Here is a 22509-nt window from a genome sequence, read left to right on the forward strand (position 1 = left end):
AAGGCAGTTATATAAATTAAGGGCTGACCCCTCATAAGCGATGAAAATTATAAAAGAATCGTTCATTAAAGATACCAAAGTCAGGATTATCAATGGTGATTTAACTCAAAGCGATGTTGACGCCATCGTTAATGCAGCGAACTCACATCTTCAGCACGGAGGCGGTGTGGCAGGGGCCATCGTAAGAAAAGGCGGACAGGTCATCCAGGAAGAAAGCGATAAGATAGGTTATGTCCCGGTTGGCAAATGCGCGCTCACTACAGGAGGCAGTCTTAAGGCAAAATATGTAATCCATACCGTAGGTCCAAGATGGGGTGAAGGGGATGAAGAGAATAAGCTAAAGAATGCCGTTAAAAACACACTCACACTTGCTTCTGAAAAAGGGTTTAAAACCATTTCAATGCCGGCTATAAGCGCCGGAATATTCGGTTTTCCGAAAGAGCGCTGTGCACGAATTATAATAAATGAAGTAACAGAATTTGTGAAGTATAAAGAAACATCATTGGAAGAAATAGACATCTGTCTGATGGATGATGAGATTATCAAATTTTTTGAAACCGAGCTGGAAAGGCTTGAAGAAGGTTAATAGTTATGTGCGGCATATTTGGAGTATACGATCACAGTGAAGCAGCAAATATAACTTATCTTGGTCTCCATGCTTTACAGCACCGGGGACAGGAAAGTGCCGGCATCGTAAGTTCCGACCATTCGGCTTTTTATTCCCATAAGGAAATGGGACTCGTCTCCGATATCTTCAATGAAGATGTATTGAAAGGATTGAAAGGAGACATGACAATTGGGCATGTAAGGTATTCAACAACAGGCGCCTCGTACATTCAAAACGCTCAGCCCTTTTCCGTTGAGTATGCAAAAGGCCGTCTTGCCATTGCCCACAATGGAAATCTTACAAATGCAAAGGTCATACGGGATGAGCTGCAAAATTACGGCTCCATATTTCAATCCACAATGGATACAGAGGTTATTGTCCATCTCATGGCGCTTTCCAATGAAAATTCTACTGTTGAGAGGTTAATCAGCGCTCTTCACAGGGTAGAAGGCTCATATTCGCTTCTGATCTTAACGGACAAAGAACTTATCGCCGCACGAGACCCCTATGGATTCAGGCCTCTCGTGATCGGAAAAATCGGCGGTTCATGTGTAATTTCAAGTGAAACGTGCGCCTTTGACCTCATGCAGGCAGAATATGTTAGAGAGGTTGAACCAGGCGAAGTGCTCCATATAACAAATGAAGGAATGAAATCATATATGCCTTTCAAAAAGGTAAAACCAAAATATTGCGTATTTGAATATATTTATTTTGCCAGGCCTGACAGTTATATGTTCGGCAGAAACGTATATACAGTCAGGAAAGCCCTCGGAAGAGAGCTGGCAAGAGAAACGCATGTAGATGCAGACATGGTAATCCCCATCCCTGATTCAGGTATCGGCGCTGCTATCGGATACGCACAAGAGACAGGTTTGCCTTTTGAACTCGGGCTTATCAGGAACCATTATGTGGGCAGAACATTTATAGAGCCGCGTGATTCTATAAGACATTTTGGTGTAAAACTGAAATTGAATGCCGTACATGACGTAGTAAAAGATAAAAAAATTATTGTTGTAGACGATTCAATAGTGCGCTCAACAACAGGAGGGAAGATTGTAAAGATGTTGCAGCAGCAAGGGGCAAAAGAAATACATTTCAGGGTTAGCTCTCCTCCGACTGCTTTTCCCTGTTTTTACGGTATAGACACGCCTTCAAGAACACAGCTTATTGCATCTTCTCATTCTACAGATGAGATCAATGCATTGATGGGCTCAGATAGCCTCGGTTATCTGAGTATTGACGGTATCAAGAAAGCAATCGGAGATAAAGAAGACGAATTTGATTATGATTTTTGTGATGCCTGCTTTTCAGGCTCCTATCCGTCAAGGTTCCCATGGGGGATGGGATTGGAACAAATGGAACTGTTTCAAAAAAGCGTTTAAACGATTTCATGGCAAGCATTTTGCCTGTTTACAGATTTTGAATATAATAAGGGAGACAAGCGATTATGGATGAAAAACAGAGGTTACTGGAAATTTTAAAGAAACTGTCTTATGAAGAAGGAGAATTTATTCTAAAAAGCGGTAAAAAAAGCACCTATTACATTGATGCGAGAGAAACCGCCCTGAACCCTGAAGGCATGTACCTCATTGGCAGGATAATGCATGGAATGGTACGTAACATACCGGGAATAGGTGCAGTAGGTGGTGTAAGCGTCGGAGCTGATCCGCTGGTATGCGCTGTAGTACTGGCCTCTTACAGCTTGAAAGACAACCTCGCCGGATTTTTCATAAGAAAAGAGCCTAAAGGCCACGGGAAAAATCTATGGATCGAAGGCGCAAAAAACCTGAAAAAGGGAATGGACGTAATTATTCTTGAAGATGTAGTAACTACGGGCGGGTCTTCTTTGAAGGCAGTAGAAATAACCGAAAGTGAGGGCTATAACGTAAAGGGTATAATAGCACTCCTTGACAGATTGGAAGGTGGAAAAGATGTTATAGAATCAAAAGGTTATATGTTTAATTCAATATATAACCTTAACGATCTAAGATAACATCTTGTAAATTAAGGTTATAATAATAAAATACCCTGCCGCAACTGACAGGGTATTAAAGAAAATCGTCTTCACAACTAACAGAAAGCAGTTTACTCTAAAAGCTAAAACCGCAAAACATTTTATATATTTTCCACAACATCTGAGATATGGTGCAGCAATTCATTCCGTCCGTATCCATCCTTAGATGAGAATACAAAAACTTTGTCATTACCAAAATTCTGTTCAAATAACCTCTTTTTTATCAGCACATCATTTTTACTCACTTTATCAATCTTGGTGATTACCATAGTGAAATCCAAGCCTGTCCGGCTAATCCACTCTATTACATTGCTGTCTGTTTCATCCAGGTCCCTTCTTACATCGTAAACCCATATCAATCTCTTTATGAATCTGTTCTTACTGATATACCCATCTATCATACTCTGCCATCCCTGGTATGTTTTTTTTGATACCTTTGAATAACCAAAGCCGGGGAAATCAGAAAAAATTAATAATATCCTTTTTTTATCTAACTCACAGTGTATTTTATAAATGTTTATCAATTTAGTCGCACCAGGAGTGGAGCTTGTCCTGGCAATCTTTTGCATAAGGAGTTTATTTATCATGGAGGATTTGCCAACATTGGACCTTCCGATAAAACATATTTCCGGATGCTCCAATTGTGCTCTATCCTCAAATCCGTTAACACTTTTAATATATTGTGCACTTAATATTCTCATATTTATAATTTCACCATCACCATAATTTATTTTGAAAACTCAGTATAACATAAACAAAACTTATAAATCGGTTTCAATCCACCTAAGTTTCCAGTTTTCAGCTTTTTCAATATTATCAGACATTGATGCATTCAACTTTTTTGTTAAAAAGTAGTGCTCTGATTTATTGACCTTTAAACTGCTCATATTAAAAAAACCAAAATCATTTGAAATTATTTCCTGTTCTACCCTATCAGTTGACTGCCAGAGAACTATTGCATCTCCTAAGTTTCTCGCTTCGCATAACACCCTGGCAAAATATTTTGCGCTATCTTCTTTGTTATCACAAAGACTATGCCAGTCTACAATATCGAGAAATCTAAGGTTAATTCCCTTAATTTTTCTTATATCAATACGAATTGTACAAATAAATTTCGTTTCATTTTTTTTAGTTATTTTTATATAGTAGTGCTTATAATAATTATCATTAAACTTGTAATTATAAACATCCTTTGATCTCATGCGGGTAACTTTATCAGTCATGTTGTTGATAAGGGCATAATCATCAGGCGTTATGATATTAATATCACCTTTCTCTATCTTAATATCCGACAAAGATCTCAATTTATTTGAAAAACCTTTTATCTTCTGCCATAAAAACAAATCATTCATGAAAGCAGGCCCCATGCACGGCATTATAAAATAATCAAAAACGAAGACCTCCTTCCAGGCATTGCGTAAAAAACTTGCTTTTGATTTAATATTTGGAAATGTGCACAAAAAATCATAATTCGCACTAATGAAATAACTCTCCATAAAAGATGTCAGGCCGGTGCCCAAACCTTTTCTCTGATAATCAGGGTCAACAAGATAATCACAGCCTAAAGCAGCTTTATACTTCATTCGGTTGTATAAATATTGACCGCTTAAAAAAAAAGTTGCAGCAATGACTTTTTTTCCATCAACTGCAACTGCACCACAGACTTTTTCACCAAAGGGATTCTTCAGGTGTTTATCGATAAGCATTTGAGTGCTGACATGGTATTCTCCGCCATACACCCTGTTATAAAGATCCGTAATCTGTTTTATTAAATCTTCATCATTATTGTATATTTCCCTGTATACATACATTTACTTCTCCGGTAAAACTTCATCGGCTATCTCGCCCATATTCCTGGTTTCCATGCCGTATTCTGATTCCAGGTTTTTAAAATAACGAAGTATTTCTTCAAGCTGTTCCATATTTTTCTGTATATTAATCCCAAAATTGTGGGGGTGCCACCAAAGGTGATATATTTCATTCTTCTGCGCAGCCCATCTCAGACCTTTTTTTATTCTTCCAATTTTAAGACTCTCAAGAAATGACAATCTATCGTTGTATCCTCTGAAAAAAGCAGAAGCACGTATGTTACATATATTGTCTTCAATTATATTTTCCTGGGAATAACTGTATTCACCTAAAATATTGCAATATGTATCAATCATTCTTAATAACTTGTATACTATAAAATCCTCTTTATCAGCCATTTGCGGATATAATGCAAAAGAAGAACCATTCTTCTGAACTCCCCTGTATGCTTTATAGTTATATTTTTTCAGCAGGTTCAATGCATCCTCATTTAATTGATTTGAAGGGAATACGAGCGATTTTGTGTCCTTTGCAACTTTATTGAATGCTGTCAGTTCTTTTTCAAAAGCATTGTGATCGTTGACTTCATGAAAACAGTAAAGATGACTGAAAGTATGACTTGCTATTTCCTGGTAGGGATATTTTTTTATGATTTCAATTATCCTGCCGGCATAATGCAATGAATCGGCATCATCATTTTCCCCGACTTCCCGGTCAAGATATTGTTCTATCGTATAACCATTTTTAGTATACTCAAGCTCAATATTTATAATATCTTTTAATTCTTTTTTATTTTTACAAAATAATGCTCCGACTATTGCCCACGTTGCGTGTATACCATATTTTTCAAAAAGTTTAAGCGTTTCAATTACTGCTTTGTTTTCACCTTTAACATTTTCCAAATAAGGTTTATCTTTCAGGTTTGTCCCGTGAAACCCCCAGGCGAGCTCGTAATCAAGTGAAATAACAAATTTTCCGAACAACTGATTTATCCCATCATACTTATTTTGTACAAACTCATATAATGCTCAGTAATTATTTGTAATTGTTGATTAAAGACAATACGTTAAAAAATGAACCCGGAAATCTGAATTTTTTATTTTAACCCTGACAAAACATCTTCCAGTGCATGGCAAACAACATTTATTTCTTCTGTTTTCATGTTTGTGTGAAAAGGCAAAGCAATGATCGATTTTCCCGCTGCCTCAGCTTCGGGGAAATCTCCTTCCTTAAAACCAAACATATCCATATAAAAGGGCTGAAGATGAATAGGGGTAAAATAAGGCCTTGTGGGAATACCGTTTTTTTCCATTTCTTTGATAACATAGTTCCTGTCAATACCAGGCGAAAAACGTACAACATAGACAAACCAGCTCATCCTTGTTGTCGTTGGAACTACTTTTAGCGGACTCAAATTTACAAACGAAGAAAGCGCCTTGTCGTACTCTCTTGCCACAGCATCTCTTTTCCTGAGAAATTCATCAAGTCTTTTTAGTTGAACAACTCCAAGTGTTGCATTCATCTCTGACATACGGTAATTATAACCAAGTCTCGAATGGTTGAGCCAACCGTCGAATTTATCCCTGCCCTGGTTTCTGAGGCTCCTGAATAATGCAGCCCATTCCTCATCATTAGTGACGAGACAGGCTCCTTCTCCGGTTGTCATTTGTTTGTTCGGGTAAAAAGCAAAAGCGCCGGCTTTTGCTATAGCTCCTGTTCGTTTACCCATATATTCTGCTCCGACTGCCTCACAGGCGTCTTCAATAACAACAAGGCTATGTCTGTCGGCTATTTCAAGAATGGCATCCATGTCTGCAGGCTGACCAAAAATATGGACTACAAGAATGGCCTTTGTTCGACTGGTAATTGCAGCTTCAATCAGTTTCGGATTTATGTTGTAACTTACAGGATCAATATCGACAAATACCGGTTTAGCTTTTTCATAGAGTATGCAGTTTGCAGATGAAATGAAGCTGAATGGCGATGTTATTACTTCATCATCTTGTTTTATATTGGCAGCTATCGTGCACATATGAAGGGCAGAGGTACCATTAGTCACTGCCACAGCGTACTTAGCGTTTGCCTGCAACGCGACCAGCCGTTCAAATTCAACAGTTTGGGAACCTATACTGAGATTCCTTGATTGCATTACACGAACAACAGCCTTTATTTCCTCTGCGGTAATATCAGGCATTGACATAGGAATTTTTAGTGAAGAAGAAGGTATATCCCCCCATTCATCGGCGTTTTCCATAAAACTGCTTAAAGAAGGCATAGTCATAAAGGCAATGGGGATACTCTGGCACATATACTGAACATTCTTGATAGTCTGTTCCGGCGCATTCGGAATAGCAATTATGACCTCATCAACATTCTGCTTTTTAACAACATCCGACAGCTTTATTAGAGGTCCGAACACAGGAATACTCTGAGTTTTCATACCGATTTTTTTTGGATCGTCATCGATGAAAGCACAAGGTGTCATGCCCATCTGCGGGTTTCCTCTCAACTCTCTTACCGTATTGATGCCATCGCTCCCTGCACCGACTATCAGAACCCTCTTATGGTTCACAATATCACTTTTTTTCCAATCAATATCATCGGAGTAACGTTCTGATACCTTTATGAGCACTCTGATACCGCCAAGAAGCAAAATACTGAGAATTGCTTCAAGGACAAATATTGATTTAGGAAAAACAACAATCAGATTTGGAGTAAAAACAAAGATCGTTGCAATGAAAAGGATCATGGATCCGGCGAAAACAGCACCAACTAAAATCATAAAATCCCTGGGCGTTGCATATCTCCATATGCGCCGGTACATACCTGTTGCATAAAACATAGCAGGTCTTATAAAAACAGCAAGGATTGTAAACGGCCAGATTGACTGAAAATAGCGGCTGAACAAATAACCGGGATTGGAAATCTCTAAACGGAGCATAAGACTGAATACAATTGAAGTCAGCGTTAAAAGCGCATCTGCGATCATCATGTACCAGCAAGTCATTTTCACCTCAAATTTATGGAATCAATTAAAATATAGCATTTTTAAAAAATTTAATACAAAACTGCAGCGGCATTCAAAATCATATTGTTTCTTAAATAAAAAATTAAGCCAAAAAACCTTTTTTCAGATATTCAGCACATAGTTGTTTCAGGTACTCATCAACCCCGTATAACGGCTTGTAGCCAGTTTCGTTAAGCATGCGTTCCTGGGAAATTATACTCGCATCTGTCAATGCTTTCAGACGTGAAAACGTTAATCCTCTTTTCTTCCCTGTAATTAATTGCAAAAAAGAAAATGCAAATGCAGCTCCAAATGCTAAAACATATGGTATGTTGCCTATATTCTTTTCGTTCTTTTTTACTGATCTGTACACAATTGATGCAAATTCAGAGAAACTCAGCGGAGTATTAATAAAGAACACTCTGCCGTTTGTTATACTGTCATTACCAAGCACATGCATTGCACGGGCAACTTCACCAGCATAGACAATATTATAAACACCACGTCCCTTGCTGATATGTCTGTATCTTCCTGAAACAATAGTTCGTAAGAGCTGAAGTAAACTGTCTTTTTCAGGCTCCCGGCCTTCCCCGAAAACAATTGTCGGGCGTAGCATCTGAGCCCTTAATCCTCTCTTAATCCCTTCTCTTACAACTTCTTCTGCCTCAAATTTTGTCTTCTCATAAAGACTGCGCGGATTACAGGGGGTTTCTTCATTAATATTCTTATTTGAAGCTTTTCCTATTACACCTGCACTGGAAAGATGAATCAATTTGCAATTATGCTCAATTGCAGCATCAACAATATTTTTGGTTCCCTGAACATTAACAGGCCACATTCTCATTTTTTCAGAAATAACACCGGCACAATGGTAGATTTTACCAACTTCATCAGGAACTATAAAACTTTCTGTAATATCACCTTTTATAATTTCTACATTTTTGTTTAAAACAGGATTGTTGGTTCTTGTCAATGCGTAAACTATAAAATCTTCATCAAGCAGATTCTCTACAACGTATTTACCTATAAATCCGGTTGCCCCGGTAACAAGGACAGCTTCCTTTTTCATAATATATTTTTTAACCGGTACACCGATATTTTATATTCACGATATTTTTCAAATTCAGGCAGGTTTATCTTCTCAAATACTGAAAAATCAATGTTGTTCTGAAGATTCATATAAAAGATATTATTTGATTTTTCATCAAAAATAAGCAGGTTCGTTTTGTTTTCTTTCATAAAGCCAACCAGTTCATCATTTGTTTTTCCGGAAAGGATGGTGTCATATTCAGAATCAGCATAAAAGGCAACCCTGTAAAGAGATGGCTCGCCGGCAAATCTGATGCCGGAATATCCCATACCTTTGAGATATATGCCTGCCTTCTTCAATTCCCTTTTTTCATAACCCCCTGGAGACAATGTTTTTGGCAGAATAGCTATAAGAATTACCAGAATGAAAATAGCTGTAATATTTTTAGCAAGAAAACTATGAGAACATACTTTTTTCAACCATAAATAAATCCATTCCTTCAGCTCAAAAAAGCCGATTCCTGCCCAAATAATTACGGGAATCCCCATCAAAAGACCATGACGTGTGCTGAAGTAATAAACTTTCGAAATATATAAAAATACAGTAAGAAAAAAAACACCAAACCAGATAATAATTAATGCTTCTTTTTTATTGTATAATGTATTTTTTCTTCTGAATATGCCTGCAATTGCAAAAACAGCAAAGACAATGTTGATTGATTTTATTAGCTTAAGAATAATATCAGAAAAAAAGATTACATATTTATGGTCTTTTGCAAGTTCAATGAATGTAGGAAGTTCCGGCGGCATTGCCTGGATAAGATCGGTCGTCAGCTCAAGCGATTCTTTGCTTTTGCTTATTATAAGAAGCCATATCTTCAACAGAGTAAATCCGAAGTCCCATTTACCCAGTCTTTCTCTGAAAAGAAACGTAAAAGGCAAAAGAACAATGGGCAGAGTAAAAATAAAAACAAAAAGACATAAAAAAAGCTTTCTTAAATCAGGTTTTATTTTCCAGAAATACCATATGATCCAAAGAGAAATGATCACAAATACGGCGATTCCCTCAATGCGTGCAAAAGAAGACAGCCCGGAAAATATACCGGCAAAGGCCATACACAAAAGGCTGCCGCGAGACAGTCCTTCCCAGGCAAGCCACAATGCCATCATAGAAAAAAACCAAAAGGTGGGCTCCCTGAGTACATCCGATGAATAATCTGCAAGTCTGGGGCTTATAACATAAAAGAGCGATGATACTAATGCTATACGTATATTAAACATCCCTTTTATCAAAAGAAAGAATGGGATCACCGCCAGCGACCCCATCAGTACTGAGGTCATTCTTCCCGCAAGTTCCCAATCAGGGATAATTTTGTGTGCAAGTATAACAAGAAAAGGATACAAATGGATAAAAGTAAATTCCATAAGCTTTTTGGATTCCCCAAGTTCTATCAGTTTTGCTGTTCTTATATATAAAATCCCGTCAGGAGTTATAATGTTTGAGAAAAATGCCAGATAAAATCTCACAGCAAAGGCGCCTGTAAAAACAAGGATTGGAAGCAGCCAGATATTTTTCCCGGACGTTATTGTTTGCCGTATAGTCATAAATTCTATCCTTCCATCCTGGTACCGGTAAACTTTGGCATAGTCACATAGCCTTCGGCACTGATGTCTGTACCTTTTATAACCCTAAGAACAGTACGAAGAAGTATCTCCATATCCAACCACAGACTCCTGTGGTCTACATACCATATATCCAGTTCAAAACGCTCTTCCCAGGTAATAGCATTTCGTCCGTTTATTTGTGCCCACCCTGTAATCCCCGGTCTGACATCGTGGCGTCGCGCCTGTTCAGGGTTATACAACGGCAGATATTCCATCAGGAGAGGCCGTGGTCCCACAAAACTAAGATCGCCCTTGATCACGTTAAAAAGCTGCGGCAATTCATCAAGGCTTAACCGTCTCATAAAACGTCCAATCCTGGTAAGACGCATCGCGTCAGGAAACATATTCCCTGATTCATCGACAAGATTATTCATAGTTCTGAATTTATATATCCTGAAAGGTCTTCCCTTATATCCCGGCCGGATTTGTGCAAATAAGACCGGACTTCCCATTGTTGCAAAAATCGTTATGCCGATCAAAAAAACAACAGGAGATAAAAATATAATAAGAGTTATTGAAAGGAAAAAATCAAATGCACGTTTCACAGATATCTCTTTTATCTTTATTTTTAGTAAAAATAGATTTGTAAAAAGCATAAAAAGCATCTGTAACATATTCCCGTGAAAAAAGCTGTATTGCCCTATCACGCGCTCTTATGCCCATCTTCACCCTTATTTCGGGCTCATCAATCATTTTCCGCATCTTTCCGGTAAGCTCTTCAACATTTCCGGCATTGTAAAGGTATCCGGTCACATTTTCTTCGATTGAATCAGTAACTCCATATATTCTTGTCCCAATTGAAGGAATGCCTCCAGACCCTGCTTCAATGACAACGATACCGAATCCTTCACGATAACTCGGAAGACAGAAGACATCCGCTGCAGCCATAAATTTTTCCGGTGTATCGGTAAAATCATAAAAGTGTACTTTATCAATACAGTTACTGCATACTGTAATAACCCTGTCTTTAATTCCCTCTTCATCCGGTCCCACAATAAGAAGGCTTGTATTTTTTGCAGAATCGCTGAGCTTCGAAAAAGACAGGGCAAGATCAAGGAGACCTTTGTCAAAAGTAAGCCTGCCAAGAAATAGAAAGAGAACATCACTTTCAGGTATAAGTAATTGTTCTCTCAACACCCTCCTTGCCTTTTGATCAGGTCGGAAGCGAATGCTGTCCACTCCGCAAATAGAACCATTCCCGATGACAAAGGATTTTCCAGGCAGAACAATGCCTTCTTTCACGATAAAGTCTTGTTGAGACTTACTGTCTGTAAGGATATGTGTAGCGCATAAGGCAAGCAATCTGTCTATATTCTTCAAAACTTCCCGTTTTATACCTTTTTTGCTGGCCCAAACCTGGCCGGTAAAGGTATGTATCCTTACCGGAACATTGGCCAAAAATGCCGCGAGCATTGATATGAGACCTGCCTTTGGTGTAATTGAATGGACTGAGTAAAAACCGTTTTTACAGAAAATTATATAAAGTCTGAACAATGCTACTAAGTCGGAAAACGGTGATGGCCTTCTTTTTATTTTTGCAGGAATAACATTCACATCAAGTCCATAGGTTTTAAGAAAATCAACATTATCAGTATTCACTATCACTGTTACCCTATTTTCTTTACTGAGTTTTCTTATGTGCTCAACCATAAAAGCACGAATAGTAAGTTCTATCGCAGCAATAAAACAAATATTTCTGCCTTTCTCATTTATGCTTGCACTATCCGATGCAATCATTCCGAAATCTCTGAAAATATAGTTTCTATGAACAGACTCCGCATTATGTATCGAAGTAACCCTTGCTTTCCATAGAGACAGCTCGGCGCCAAACAAAGGCAGGCAAAAAAGTCATCAGATAAAGTAAAAGGAAACGAAAATCTATCCCAAGATAAGGCCGCAAGTATTCCCTTGCCTTTTCGCAATTTTGTTTCGACATTTCTGCACGCGCACGGTAATAACCAATCTTTCCATAAACGTATCTTAATGTTGCAGCATATTTTTCCTTAAATCCTTTTAGAGTTTTTTTGTATTTTTCCATAATGTCTTCCATCTCACGGGGCCATTCATCTATATATCTTGTGCTGGCTCTTTCTGAGTGAATCCTGTAAACAGCCAGAGGGTCCCTGATATAAATTGCTTTAGATTGAAACAGAATCCGCATAAAAAAATCATATTCCTCGCAAAGCCTGAAATTAGTGTCAAAATATTCGCCCAGCCTGCGAATTGCGCTCATTCTGATTGCAACAGTCACATAACCTGCAGAATATTGTCTCAGGAAGCGGCCAAAAACATCGCCATCAGGGTTGGGTTTTCTAAATGCCAATTTTTTTTGTCCATCCTTCAGCACAAAATAGTTTGTATATATGAAATCAATATCGTTTCTCTTTTCAAATGCTGCCACCTGCATTGCAAGTTTTTCGGGGAGCCACAAATCATCATGGTCAATAAAGGTAATATATTCGCCCTGAGAAAATTCTAGGGCCCGGTTACGCGAATAACCAAGCCCTCTGTTTTCCTGGTAATGATATGTTACAGGAAATCCACGGTCTTTAAATTCCATTATCATCGACTCCGTAGAATCAGAGGAGCCGTCATTGATAACAATAAGCTCCCAGTCTCTGAATGTCTGGTTTTCAATGCTTTGCAGCGTCTCGGCCAGATATTTTTCGGAGTTATAGCAACATAGATTTATACTAACTTTTGGAGGCATAAAAAACGGTCACTGACTGCAAAATTCTATTACAGAACTTATTACAAGATTCACATCCTCTTCTGTCATGTCATAAAAGAGAGGAAGCGTAATAATCTCCTTCCATATCATTTCTGTAACAGGAAGTTCTGTCGCGTAATTCTTAAATAACGGCTGTATATGATTGGGTATGTAATGAACACCGCTTGCCACCCCTTTTGTTGCGAGGAAATTCATCATCTCGTCCCTTCTGCCCTCGGCAACACGAAGTATGTACATAAAAGGAGCCATTTCACTTAAATCCCATTTGAACATTTTGAGATGATTAACATTTTTAAAGGCAGCGTTATATTTTTCTACTATAAATCTCCTGCGCTCGATGAATTTTTGAATCTTTTGCAGTTGAACGATCCCTATAGCGGCATTGATATTACTCATGTGATAGCGGTATCCAGGTGTCACCACTTCATAGAACCAGCTTTGTGTATTTTCCTGTCTTTGCCAGGAGTCCTTCGATATTCCAAGAACCCTTTTTTTCCGTATCTTTTCTGCAATGCCGTCATCATTTACAGCTATTGCTCCTCCCTCACCGCATGTAATATTTTTTATCGGATCAAAGCTAAAACATGCTGCATCACCGATGCTTCCGATCTTTTTCCCCTTATATGATGAACCGAATGCATGAGCAGCATCTTCAATCACAACAATTTTTCTGCTTCCGGCAATATCAAGGATCCTGTCCATATCGCAGGCATAACCACAATAATGGACAGGCATAATTGCCTTTGTTCTCGGCGTTATCCGTTTTTCCACATCAACCGGATCAAGGTTAAGCGTTTTCGGATCAATATCACAAAACACAGGAGTTGCCCCAAGAGAAATAATACTCTGTATTGCTGCACAAAAAGTCAATGAAGGCGTTACAACCTCATCTCCAGGGCCAATGCCGTAGGCATCAAGCGTAATATGGAGCGCTGTAGTACCTGTGCTGACAGCTACTACATTGCGTGCACCCAGATAGTCCTTTATCATATTTTCAAACTCCATTACCTGCGAGCCCATACCAAGCCATCCTGTCTCGAATACTTTTCTGACTTCTTCAAGCTCTTCGCTACCAATAGAGGGTCTGTGTGCTTGCAACATCTTTAAACCTCCAAAAAAATTTGTCCTAAAATAAAATTTCTTAACAACTTACCGGCCTCTGTCAGGTGGAAGAAAGGGCTTCATAGTTTCTTCTGTCATCGGAGAAAAGAGCTCAGGCAGCATTGCAGAGTATTGTGGCTTTTCATAGGATTGACTCCTTATTTTTTTCTCAGTATCAACAAGTCTTTTTCTTAATTCCTCTATGCTGCTGCATGGTCTGCCCAATTCTTCAAACCACGCCAGAGGATCAAAATCAATCTGAGTGCCTCTGCCAATCCTGATTACTTCCTTATCCGCCATAATACAGTCAAGAACTGCACCTGTAGCAGCGCTGACCACAATATCACACATATTAAGGGCATCTTCCATCCCTCCGGTAAAAACTTCTGTTCCGGGTAGGAAATCGCCTTTGATTTTTTCAATTATTTTAGTCTCCATAGGATGCGGTTTAAGGATCATGCGGTAATGGTTTATCCCATCGATTGCAGTCTTAAGCTTATAAAAAAGTTCTACAACAGTCTCTTTTTCAATGGGCAGCACAAGAAGAATCCTGAAGTCATCATGCCTGTCACTGGAAGCCTTTTTAATGTTATGGAGATAAAGGTATCGAAGCGCTGCGCCAACAACAATCCGTTCCTTCGGATAATGTTCCTTTATAAGAATCTCCATATATTTAAGTCCATTGCATATAATCCTGTCCGGTAGAGGAGCAACATCGCCTTCGATAACATCCGTAAAAAAGCAAAGCACATGGGGGGATTGAGCAACATGAAAAAAACCGTATACCGCTGTCCCAGGCATAAAATCCCTTATCCCGAGCAGGATCATCTTATCGGTTGCCATATTTTCAAATCCTTCTATGAGCAATTTTGGCTTTATTCCTTTATTCAACAGCCTTTTAAAAAGCAGGTAGTACATTGCCTCAAAACGGACAGGTTCGTTCCTGTGATATTCGTTAAAAAGTATAGAACAGTCCAGATCTTTTAGTATAATCTGTGTGAAAACAAACCGACCCATCTTAAAACGTAACAGGAAAGGAAAGATATAATCCCCGATATGATAATAATCCTCAGGAATAATAAAATCCTCCTGATTGACACGAAGAAAAGATACTGCGCTCCAGAGGGAACGGGTAATATTGCGGTAAGAAAAGGTAACAAATGTCGCCTTGCTCACACCTTTTTTACGATAATAATCCGGCAGGACTGTAAAATAGCGGTCCTTGAACTGCCCATTCGGACCGAAGCATTTCTCATCTACCCATGTATGGAGCACTACATCAGGATTTTTCAAAGGCTTCCATTTTCCGGCTGTTAACCTGTGATATAGCCTGTTAAGTCTTGTTAAAGTAAAAATTCCAAGGTGGAGAATCAGTTTGTAAAAACCTTCAAAAAAAACCCCCGAACACCCGTCCTTAATTACAAAAAGGGTTTTACTTACTACATCTATCCTGTTTTTTCCAGCAATACCTGTGATGTTTTTTATAACAGCACTGCTGTCCGATATAACACAGAAATTATCCTCCTCCTTCATTTTGCGTGAAAAAATATAACAATAGCAGCAATGTAGAAAAAGATTGCAAATCATGGTATTTCGCTCTGATATGTTGCCGGCCCACCACTCACGAGAGTTATATTTGACTCCAAGTTGTGCCGTTACTTCATAGAAAGGCCTTCTAAGCAAGTCTGCCGTGTTTTGGATATCACTGCTTATATCATAAATTTCTCCTGTATCTTTAAGAACCTCTCCCAGCTCTCGTACCCTCTCATAATCACTCACCAGCAGCAAAAACTTAGTAAAACCTGAAGCACTTAAAAAAGAGCTGATTTTTTCATTGGACAGACTGCTATGAACAATTGCAAGTTTATTCATCTAAAAGAATATCACATATATTTATGCTTGATTGTGTCATGTTTCATTATCTCGCATACTATGGCAAGGTCTTCTGGGGTATCAACACTGATTTTGGCATTATCTATCATAACTGCCCGCATTTTCACACCATGTTCCAATACTCTGAGATATTCATTGAACTCAATGGCTTCAAGAGGTGTAGGCTCCCACAAGGTGTATTTAAGAAGAAAATTTTTCCTGAAAGGAACTATAAAACACATTTTAAGCATTTCATTTACAACACTTCGGGCATCACTTGGCAGATCGTTGCGGGAGCAATACATTATATTGCCTTCGAGGTCCAAAACTGCCTTAATATCCGAGGTACTGTTTCTTTTTTTATAAGGTGTAACCCCGACAGCAATCAGAATATCAGGGTTAGTAATCAAAGGATCAACGATAGCATCAATATGTTCAGGATCAACAAGGGGTTCATCGCCCTGGATATTTACCACAATATCACAGTCGACATAAGTACATGCCTCAGCAAGCCTGTCCGAACCACTCCTGTGATGTGTTCCTGTCATAATAACCTTAATGCCGCGAGACTTCCCTGCTTCCTTTATCTTATCGCTATCCGTTACAAGATAAACTTCGTCAAGTTTCCCTGCAAGCTCGGCTCTTTTACATGTATGTATAACCATGGGCAGCCCTTCAATATCAACAAGAGCTTTCTCAGGCAACCTGCTTGATTGGAGCCTTGCAGGGACCATACCAACTATCCGCATAAATTGATCCCTCCCTATTTTAATTTCATTTTAATAAAAGAATAAATCTGATATTCGAAGGGCATATAAAAAAAGAAAAATCTAAGTCTGACCCGACAAAATATTGATATCAGCAATCGCAATGCTTGTTTCAGGTTTTGTATTTTTTTACTTTGAAAACTCAAGGCATACATGGAATAGAAGGAAATAATATCCTTTTTTGTACGGAATTTTTCAGGTGTCCAGGGCATTTCATCAGAACTGCCTGAATAAGTCATCTGTTTTGACCACTCTTCAAGTGAATCAGGAATTTTAATTGCATATTTATCGACCAATCTGTTAAAAATTGGTGAACCGGGGTAGAGTCTGAATATAAAAGGTCCCGCAATATCAACCAGTGGATTTACCTTCTTCATTTCCATGCAAAATTTATATGTATTTTTTATCTGCTCAAAACTCTCATTTTCAAGCCCAACCATGAATGAATAACGCGGGAAGATTGTTTTGCTTGTATCGGTGATAACTCTCAATGAATGCATTATTTGTTCAGGAGTAATCCCTTTTTTCATGCTTTTGAGCATCTCAAGGTTTGCACTTTCACCGCCCATAGCAATCGAAACATGTCCGATATTGCATAACCTTTTCATCAGATCTTCATTCATATAATTATCTTTAAAATGGTCTACTCTGCACCATGTTCTAAAATTAAAATGGACATTTTCATCTTCACAAATCGATATCAATTCAAGAACTCTATTTTTATTTATAAAAAAATCTTCATCGAGAAATAAAAATGTATTTGCACCGTATTTTTTCTGCATATGTTTTATTTCATCAACAATAGATCTTGCCGAACGGTGTCTGTAGTGTCTTTTCAAAATAACATTTATACAAAACTGGCATCTATATGGACAGCCAAGGCCGGTAAGTATGGGCATAATACGGAGCGGGCTGGCAAAATAGGGAAACTCTCTCTTATATACCGAATTATTGGGCGGATTCAGATAATTTTCCACGTCAATAAGCGTGAAATCGAAAAACGGTAAAGCTTTTATATCATCCGGATCGCCGGGCTCTGTAAAATATAATTGGTTTTCATTATCTTTAAAACCGATTCCCCTGACTGCTTCCAATCCCGTTCCTGATTTAAGGCACCCGGCAATATTTAAAGCAGTTTGCATTCCCTCATTTATCACTACAATATCTACGTTCCTATCCTTTAGTGTCTGCTCCGGATAGAGCGTTGCATGAGGACCACCCCAAACAATGGGAACTTCTTTTTGAATGCTTTTTATAGCTTTTGAAGCTTCCAGGGCAAAAGGTATCTGGGTAACCATAACAGACATTCCGATATACAGAATATGATCTGCTTCTTTATTTAATAAAACTTTTATTCTTTCAATATAATCACTGTGATAGGCTCCATCCAGAATCCTTACTTCATAACCGTTTTGCTTCAGATAAGTTCCTATCAATAATATGGAAGTACTCGGATAAGTAAAACCTTTATGAGAATAAGAGAAATCCTTAGCAGGAGGATAATTTATCAGAACTATTATATTGCGGTCTCTTGACATCTTTAATTAGTCTGTTATTTTTTTAAGAAATTGTGATACGTATTTTCAAAGGCATGAAACAGCATCGTACAGTCAGGCATTAGGGTAATAAACTGCATACCCATATCGCGCATCCATTTTATATCATTCTCATCCTTTGCCACATATCCGCCTGCGGCAATTCCACTTTTATTGATTCTTGCTATACAGCTCTCCATAGTGCTCCTCACATCAGGATGGTCTACCTGCCCGGGGGAACCAAGTGCCTGTGAAAGATCATATGCACCAATGTATATGGCATCTACTTTTGTTTCCATATTGTCGATGGAAAGGATTTCTTCGAGGTTTTCGATACCGGCCTTTCCTTCAAGAAGAAGTATCAGCAACGTTTTCTCATTTTGCTTTTTTGCATGATCTTTCGCATTGTACAACGAATATCCGCCTGCTCTTGTAAAGGGCGAGAACCCTCTTGTTCCCAGAGGGTAATATTTTGTAAAAGAAATTGCCAGCTCAACATCATCTCTGGTCTCAATATGCGGTACGATTACTCCACAGGCGCCGGCATCAAGGGCACTTAATATCAAAGCCTCATCATTTTTGGCCACCCTCACAACAGCAGAACAGCCCTCGACTTCAGCAGCACGTATCATATCCTCAACGGTTTCAAAGGAAAGTGGGCCGTGTTCCATATCAATAATAACAAAATCAACACCTGTGGCAGCAATAACATTAATAACCGCTGCAGAAGGAATCGTACACCAGGGGCCATATACTACCTTACCTTCTTTCAATGATATTTTGAGTCTGTTATTCATGTTTTTTCACCATCCCGTGCAATAATTTCAATTTTTGAAATATCGTCAGCAACATAGGGTGTGATTTTTATAAGTTGACCATATGTTGCAAAGCCTGTCAGAAGACCTATTGAGGCTTTCAGGCCGGCATTTATCCCCATTTCAACATCAGTTAAGGCATCACCAACCATGACAGCATGCGTCCGGTCTATCCCGAGGGTATTAAGTATTATATATATCTGTTCAGGATCAGGTTTCTGCCTTGACACATCATCTGCGCCAACAATCATATCGACAACATTACCGATTCCGATAAAATCCAATGCCAGGCCGGCTCTTTCCTTTCTATCGGTTGTAGCAACAGCTATTTTACATCCATTTAAAGAGGCTTTCCTCGCAAGCTCTGCAGCACCGGTTATCGGCTTTATGAATCCATGCAAATTGATGGAAGTTAGTTCGTCCACCTCTTTAAAAACATCAAAACAGAGGCTGTACGTTTCTTTAAGTCCCAGGCTTGCAAGATAATCTATGGCAGCCTGCATAACTATCTCACGTTTTTTAAGACCTACCGGACCATTGGGCCTGAGCCTGCCGGTATCATTATCTACGCCCATTTCATAGGAAATATTTTTTATATGCAAATCATTGAGGGATAACCTTTCACAAATCATCTTCGCCCTGAGCCCCACCATCCTGGACCAGTAATGATAAAGCTCTATGAGTGTACCGTCCTTATCAAAAATCATGGCACGGATATTCTCAATGATGGTTTCTCCTACGCGCAGATTAACCATGAAGACCTTCTATGTTTGATTGGACGAGGTTTTCCGCTAAAGAAACAGCCTCATTTATAATATCGAAATCAACATCAAAATTATCATGCATCAAAAGAGGTCTTACAATCTTTCTGGCAAAGCTTCCAACAGCCACACCATGTGCAAAAACTCCGCATTGCCTGGCAAGGACACCTGTTTTGCTGTTTGTTCCACCAGAAAGCAGAACCATAACAGGGACTTTGCTCTTCAATACAACATCCGCACAGGCCACTGCCTGCAAAGTGGTATTGAAATCATCTCCTTCGCCGCTCATGGGAACTCCATCTGCCTGCACTATCATGCGCTCGCCGGTAATTTCATACATCATTTTAATTCGTTCTATAATATGTTTGTTTGACAATAATGATCTGTCAAGACATACGCTGACAAAATTATTATTTATAATCCCATTAAGAAGCCCCCAATCCCTCATTGCTGCATCATCATCTTCTGTTACGGCATGGAGTTCCATAGTTTCAACTCCTGCTCCGGCACATTCAGGCAGTATTTTCTCGAAATCAGCTTTTCTATGGATAAAGTTAATTGCCTCAAAAGCACATACTTTTTCACAGTCTCCGCAACCAATACATCGAAACTCATGAATTACAAAGTCTTCTTCTATCGCCTCCTGTCTGCAGACATCGATACACTTACCGCAGCATGCACAGGTTTTCTTGTCAATCTGCACCTTCCTTACATGGGGGTCTCCTTTTATACCGATACTTACATTGAGGAAAGGCCTAATATTAATTTTTCTGTTTATTGCAGGCGCAAGTTCGTAAGCAATTTTTATCCCTTCCTTTGCCGCCTCAACAACATTCACATTAGCCGAAAGATCGTGCATGGCCGCACCGGCAAGAGTATATATTGTTGCAAGCCTTCTCACCTCAAGTAGATCTTCATTACCTGCACCACAGACGAGTTTAAAGAGTTTCCGTTCCTGAAAAAGTTTTCTCAATTGCTGGTAACGATTCATAGTCCGGTTCTCAGAGGTAATTTTCTATTCCTTTATAAAATGCTTTATAACTTGTAGGAGTAAGTATATGTATACCCTCCTTGCCTATGCCGTTCAGATATTCATCTATCTGTTCAATAAAATGCTGGTTATATCGGTGACGCTCAATAACAAGATCTTTTTCTTCAGGTTCAACCTTTTCATTATAAAAATGGAAATCCTTCTTTACTTCTGTGCCTGCATAACCATCCATTCCTACGGCAAAAATTCTGTTCGCGCCCATAACAATGGCTACACCCATAAGCAAAACTGCTATTGTTCTGCAATTGGACTGGATTACTCCGTCGATTATATCAAAATCATTCAGTTCATCATTAAAATAAAGGGTTTCGTAATTCCGGGACGTATATTCTCTGATCATATCTTCCGGAAAATTTTCACCAAGTAATAAAACCGCATTATTGTCAACAGTATCAACATAATCGACAAATCTATTTTTGTTATTGAAGGCGTGATAATGGGGCTTGAATAAACCGGAAAGATAATTGGCACCGAGAATCATGGGGTCATACTTTTTAATGAATTCCACTATCTTCGGTTCATATTCCTTAAGAGTAGGTCCGTTCGCCAGTATGAGAAAATCCCTTCCTTTATATAAATCTTTATAGGGGACATCAATGCCCCTCCCCTTCAGCTTATTTGTGTCAACAGATTTCCCTTCAACCACCCTGCCCTTTTTAAGACCCCCTATCATTCCGCTTTTTATAATATCATCAAGAATATCCTTTGAAAAACCAACGGGGTTTATTTTGCGCAAAACCTCAAGAGCATTCCAGATATCTTCCATGGAAAATTCTCGGTAATCTACAAGTGTTTTAGGATAATAAGGATGACACTGAAATATGCCTGAGAGCATATACGGAAGCTGATATCCCCAGGGCTCATCTGTTTGAATGTTTGTAAAAAACCTGTCAATACAGTGCAGTATTGGGATTACATTGTACTTATCCGTTGTCGAAAGCTGTAGATACGAAAGCATTACTTCTGTGGGAAGGTTTCCAGCACCCCGGCCCATACCGTATATTGTGCCGTCAATTATATCGACACCGCATTTTATTGCTTCAAGAGTATTCGCAAAAGCCATCTGTAAACTGTTGTGGGGATGAAAACCGATCTTTATATGTTTGAGCCCCAAAAAAGGCTCGATGAGTTGTCGCATCTGATCCGGCAGGATTGAACCATAACTGTCTGCAATATACATATAATCGATATCGGAATCTGCTAGCATTTTGACCAGTTCCTTTGTTTCTTCTTCTGTATAGCTCGTAATACCCATTGCATTCAAAGAAACCTCAAATCCTTTCTTTTTAATCTCTTCAAGCTGCATTATCGCGCCTGGTGTCCCGTCTTTATGAACAGCAATCCTTATAAAATCAACAAATTCCCTGTAATCATCGGTAAAATCTTCAACATCGAGCTTTCCATAGTCCCCCATAATTGCAAGTCTGGCGCCCTTGATTCCTCCTACTGCTTCTCTCAAATCTTTTATATCCGTAAACCTCCAGGGGCCGAATTCATTTCTTTGAAAATATTTATCCGTACCCCTGAAACCTATTTCTACAATATCAACACCGGCCTTTGAGAGAGCACGGTAAACTTCTCTCACTAGTTTTTTATCAAATCGCCAGTTGTTGAGATAACCACCATCCCTTATTGTACAATCTAAAATATGAAAATGCGGGAGTTTATCGGAATCCATTTTTAATCCTCTTTATTTTTTAATGACAAATAGGCAGACCACTATGCCTGAGTAATTATGAAAGCAT

Annotated in this window: 20 protein-coding genes and 1 pseudogene; 3 read left to right on the plus strand and 18 right to left on the minus strand. The window is 38.8% G+C overall.

Features of this window, described 5'->3' with window-relative positions; all coding sequences use genetic code 11:
• The first annotated feature begins 40 nt into the window (after positions 1-40).
• The 3 genes from NT010_16080 (at position 41) to pyrE (ending at position 2600) form a co-directional block, all read left to right on the plus strand.
• On the plus strand, positions 41-586 hold the full coding sequence (locus NT010_16080) for a macro domain-containing protein (GenBank protein ID MCX5807559.1): 546 nt from the start codon (positions 41-43) through the stop codon (positions 584-586).
• A 5-nt stretch (positions 587-591) separates the two neighbouring features.
• Entirely contained in the window at positions 592-1989 is a 1398-nt protein-coding gene (purF, locus tag NT010_16085) for an amidophosphoribosyltransferase (GenBank protein ID MCX5807560.1), read from the plus strand.
• 65 nt (positions 1990-2054) lie between these two features.
• Positions 2055-2600: an orotate phosphoribosyltransferase gene (gene pyrE / locus NT010_16090; GenBank protein ID MCX5807561.1), complete on the plus strand. Its 546-nt coding sequence runs from the start codon at positions 2055-2057 to the stop codon at positions 2598-2600.
• A gap of 122 nt (positions 2601-2722) precedes the next feature.
• On the opposite strand, the gene yihA is transcribed toward pyrE, so the two are convergent.
• The 18 genes and pseudogenes from yihA to NT010_16180 form a co-directional block, all read right to left on the minus strand.
• Positions 2723-3322 carry a ribosome biogenesis GTP-binding protein YihA/YsxC gene (yihA, locus tag NT010_16095; GenBank protein MCX5807562.1) on the minus strand — a complete coding sequence of 200 codons (600 nt, stop codon included), beginning with the start codon at positions 3320-3322 and terminating at the stop codon, positions 2723-2725.
• A gap of 60 nt (positions 3323-3382) precedes the next feature.
• Positions 3383-4432, minus strand: coding sequence for a GNAT family N-acetyltransferase (locus NT010_16100; protein MCX5807563.1), 1050 nt, complete (start codon positions 4430-4432; stop codon positions 3383-3385).
• Positions 4433-5413 (minus strand): polysaccharide deacetylase family protein, encoded by a 981-nt coding sequence (locus tag NT010_16105; protein ID MCX5807564.1) that lies wholly within the window; start codon positions 5411-5413, stop codon positions 4433-4435.
• Between the two features lie 113 nt (positions 5414-5526).
• Entirely contained in the window at positions 5527-6684 is a 1158-nt protein-coding gene (locus tag NT010_16110; protein MCX5807565.1) for a DegT/DnrJ/EryC1/StrS family aminotransferase, read from the minus strand.
• Positions 6685-6711: 27 nt separating this feature from the next.
• Positions 6712-7254 (minus strand): annotated as a pseudogene (locus NT010_16115) (hypothetical protein).
• Between the two features lie 286 nt (positions 7255-7540).
• Positions 7541-8506, minus strand: coding sequence for an NAD-dependent epimerase/dehydratase family protein (locus tag NT010_16120; protein ID MCX5807566.1), 966 nt, complete (start codon positions 8504-8506; stop codon positions 7541-7543).
• Positions 8503-10071 carry a glycosyltransferase family 39 protein gene (locus tag NT010_16125; protein MCX5807567.1) on the minus strand — a complete coding sequence of 523 codons (1569 nt, stop codon included), beginning with the start codon at positions 10069-10071 and terminating at the stop codon, positions 8503-8505. Before NT010_16125 ends, NT010_16120 begins: the two co-directional genes overlap by 4 nt.
• 5 nt (positions 10072-10076) lie before the next feature.
• Positions 10077-10727: a sugar transferase gene (locus tag NT010_16130; GenBank protein ID MCX5807568.1), complete on the minus strand. Its 651-nt coding sequence runs from the start codon at positions 10725-10727 to the stop codon at positions 10077-10079.
• Positions 10660-11868, minus strand: a complete 1209-nt coding sequence (locus NT010_16135) for a glycosyltransferase family 4 protein (GenBank protein MCX5807569.1) — start codon at positions 11866-11868, stop codon at positions 10660-10662. The genes NT010_16130 and NT010_16135 overlap by 68 nt, the downstream gene beginning before the upstream one ends.
• 43 nt (positions 11869-11911) lie before the next feature.
• Positions 11912-12841: a glycosyltransferase family A protein gene (locus NT010_16140; GenBank protein MCX5807570.1), complete on the minus strand. Its 930-nt coding sequence runs from the start codon at positions 12839-12841 to the stop codon at positions 11912-11914.
• Between the two features lie 9 nt (positions 12842-12850).
• Complete coding sequence (locus tag NT010_16145) at positions 12851-13963, minus strand: DegT/DnrJ/EryC1/StrS family aminotransferase (protein MCX5807571.1); 1113 nt, start codon at positions 13961-13963, stop codon at positions 12851-12853.
• 48 nt (positions 13964-14011) lie between these two features.
• Positions 14012-15835: a hypothetical protein gene (locus NT010_16150; protein MCX5807572.1), complete on the minus strand. Its 1824-nt coding sequence runs from the start codon at positions 15833-15835 to the stop codon at positions 14012-14014.
• An 11-nt stretch (positions 15836-15846) separates the two neighbouring features.
• The gene (gene kdsB / locus NT010_16155) at positions 15847-16584 is read right to left on the minus strand and encodes a 3-deoxy-manno-octulosonate cytidylyltransferase (protein ID MCX5807573.1); all 738 of its coding nucleotides are present in this window, start codon (positions 16582-16584) and stop codon (positions 15847-15849) included.
• A 14-nt stretch (positions 16585-16598) separates the two neighbouring features.
• Entirely contained in the window at positions 16599-18140 is a 1542-nt protein-coding gene (locus NT010_16160) for a radical SAM protein (protein MCX5807574.1), read from the minus strand.
• 14 nt (positions 18141-18154) lie between these two features.
• Entirely contained in the window at positions 18155-18934 is a 780-nt protein-coding gene (locus NT010_16165) for an aldolase/citrate lyase family protein (GenBank protein MCX5807575.1), read from the minus strand.
• Positions 18931-19707 carry an HAD family hydrolase gene (locus NT010_16170; protein MCX5807576.1) on the minus strand — a complete coding sequence of 259 codons (777 nt, stop codon included), beginning with the start codon at positions 19705-19707 and terminating at the stop codon, positions 18931-18933. Before NT010_16170 ends, NT010_16165 begins: the two co-directional genes overlap by 4 nt.
• Positions 19700-20704, minus strand: coding sequence for a 4Fe-4S ferredoxin (locus NT010_16175; protein ID MCX5807577.1), 1005 nt, complete (start codon positions 20702-20704; stop codon positions 19700-19702). The genes NT010_16170 and NT010_16175 overlap by 8 nt, the downstream gene beginning before the upstream one ends.
• A 10-nt stretch (positions 20705-20714) precedes the next feature.
• The gene (locus NT010_16180; protein ID MCX5807578.1) at positions 20715-22442 is read right to left on the minus strand and encodes an aldolase catalytic domain-containing protein; all 1728 of its coding nucleotides are present in this window, start codon (positions 22440-22442) and stop codon (positions 20715-20717) included.
• Positions 22443-22509: the final 67 nt, after the last annotated feature.

It is taken from the genome of Pseudomonadota bacterium (genome assembly GCA_026388275.1).
Classification (GTDB): Bacteria; Desulfobacterota; Syntrophorhabdia; order Syntrophorhabdales; family Syntrophorhabdaceae; genus JAPLKB01.

Coding starts and splice junctions, on each gene's coding strand:
- purF (MCX5807560.1), top strand. CDS start 592: ATGTGCGGCATATTTGGAGTATACGATCACAGTGAAGCAGCAAATATA.
- NT010_16150 (MCX5807572.1), bottom strand. CDS start 15,835: ATGAATAAACTTGCAATTGTTCATAGCAGTCTGTCCAATGAAAAAATC.
- NT010_16130 (MCX5807568.1), bottom strand. CDS start 10,727: ATGCTTTTTACAAATCTATTTTTACTAAAAATAAAGATAAAAGAGATA.
- pyrE (MCX5807561.1), top strand. CDS start 2,055: ATGGATGAAAAACAGAGGTTACTGGAAATTTTAAAGAAACTGTCTTAT.
- NT010_16180 (MCX5807578.1), bottom strand. CDS start 22,442: ATGGATTCCGATAAACTCCCGCATTTTCATATTTTAGATTGTACAATA.
- kdsB (MCX5807573.1), bottom strand. CDS start 16,584: ATGCGGATAGTTGGTATGGTCCCTGCAAGGCTCCAATCAAGCAGGTTG.
- NT010_16100 (MCX5807563.1), bottom strand. CDS start 4,432: ATGTATGTATACAGGGAAATATACAATAATGATGAAGATTTAATAAAA.
- NT010_16175 (MCX5807577.1), bottom strand. CDS start 20,704: ATGAATCGTTACCAGCAATTGAGAAAACTTTTTCAGGAACGGAAACTC.
- NT010_16120 (MCX5807566.1), bottom strand. CDS start 8,506: ATGAAAAAGGAAGCTGTCCTTGTTACCGGGGCAACCGGATTTATAGGT.
- NT010_16140 (MCX5807570.1), bottom strand. CDS start 12,841: ATGCCTCCAAAAGTTAGTATAAATCTATGTTGCTATAACTCCGAAAAA.
- NT010_16125 (MCX5807567.1), bottom strand. CDS start 10,071: ATGACTATACGGCAAACAATAACGTCCGGGAAAAATATCTGGCTGCTT.
- NT010_16160 (MCX5807574.1), bottom strand. CDS start 18,140: ATGTCAAGAGACCGCAATATAATAGTTCTGATAAATTATCCTCCTGCT.
- NT010_16170 (MCX5807576.1), bottom strand. CDS start 19,707: ATGGTTAATCTGCGCGTAGGAGAAACCATCATTGAGAATATCCGTGCC.
- NT010_16165 (MCX5807575.1), bottom strand. CDS start 18,934: ATGAATAACAGACTCAAAATATCATTGAAAGAAGGTAAGGTAGTATAT.
- NT010_16135 (MCX5807569.1), bottom strand. CDS start 11,868: ATGATTGCATCGGATAGTGCAAGCATAAATGAGAAAGGCAGAAATATT.
- yihA (MCX5807562.1), bottom strand. CDS start 3,322: ATGAGAATATTAAGTGCACAATATATTAAAAGTGTTAACGGATTTGAG.
- NT010_16145 (MCX5807571.1), bottom strand. CDS start 13,963: ATGTTGCAAGCACACAGACCCTCTATTGGTAGCGAAGAGCTTGAAGAA.
- NT010_16110 (MCX5807565.1), bottom strand. CDS start 6,684: ATGGAAAACGCCGATGAATGGGGGGATATACCTTCTTCTTCACTAAAA.
- NT010_16080 (MCX5807559.1), top strand. CDS start 41: ATGAAAATTATAAAAGAATCGTTCATTAAAGATACCAAAGTCAGGATT.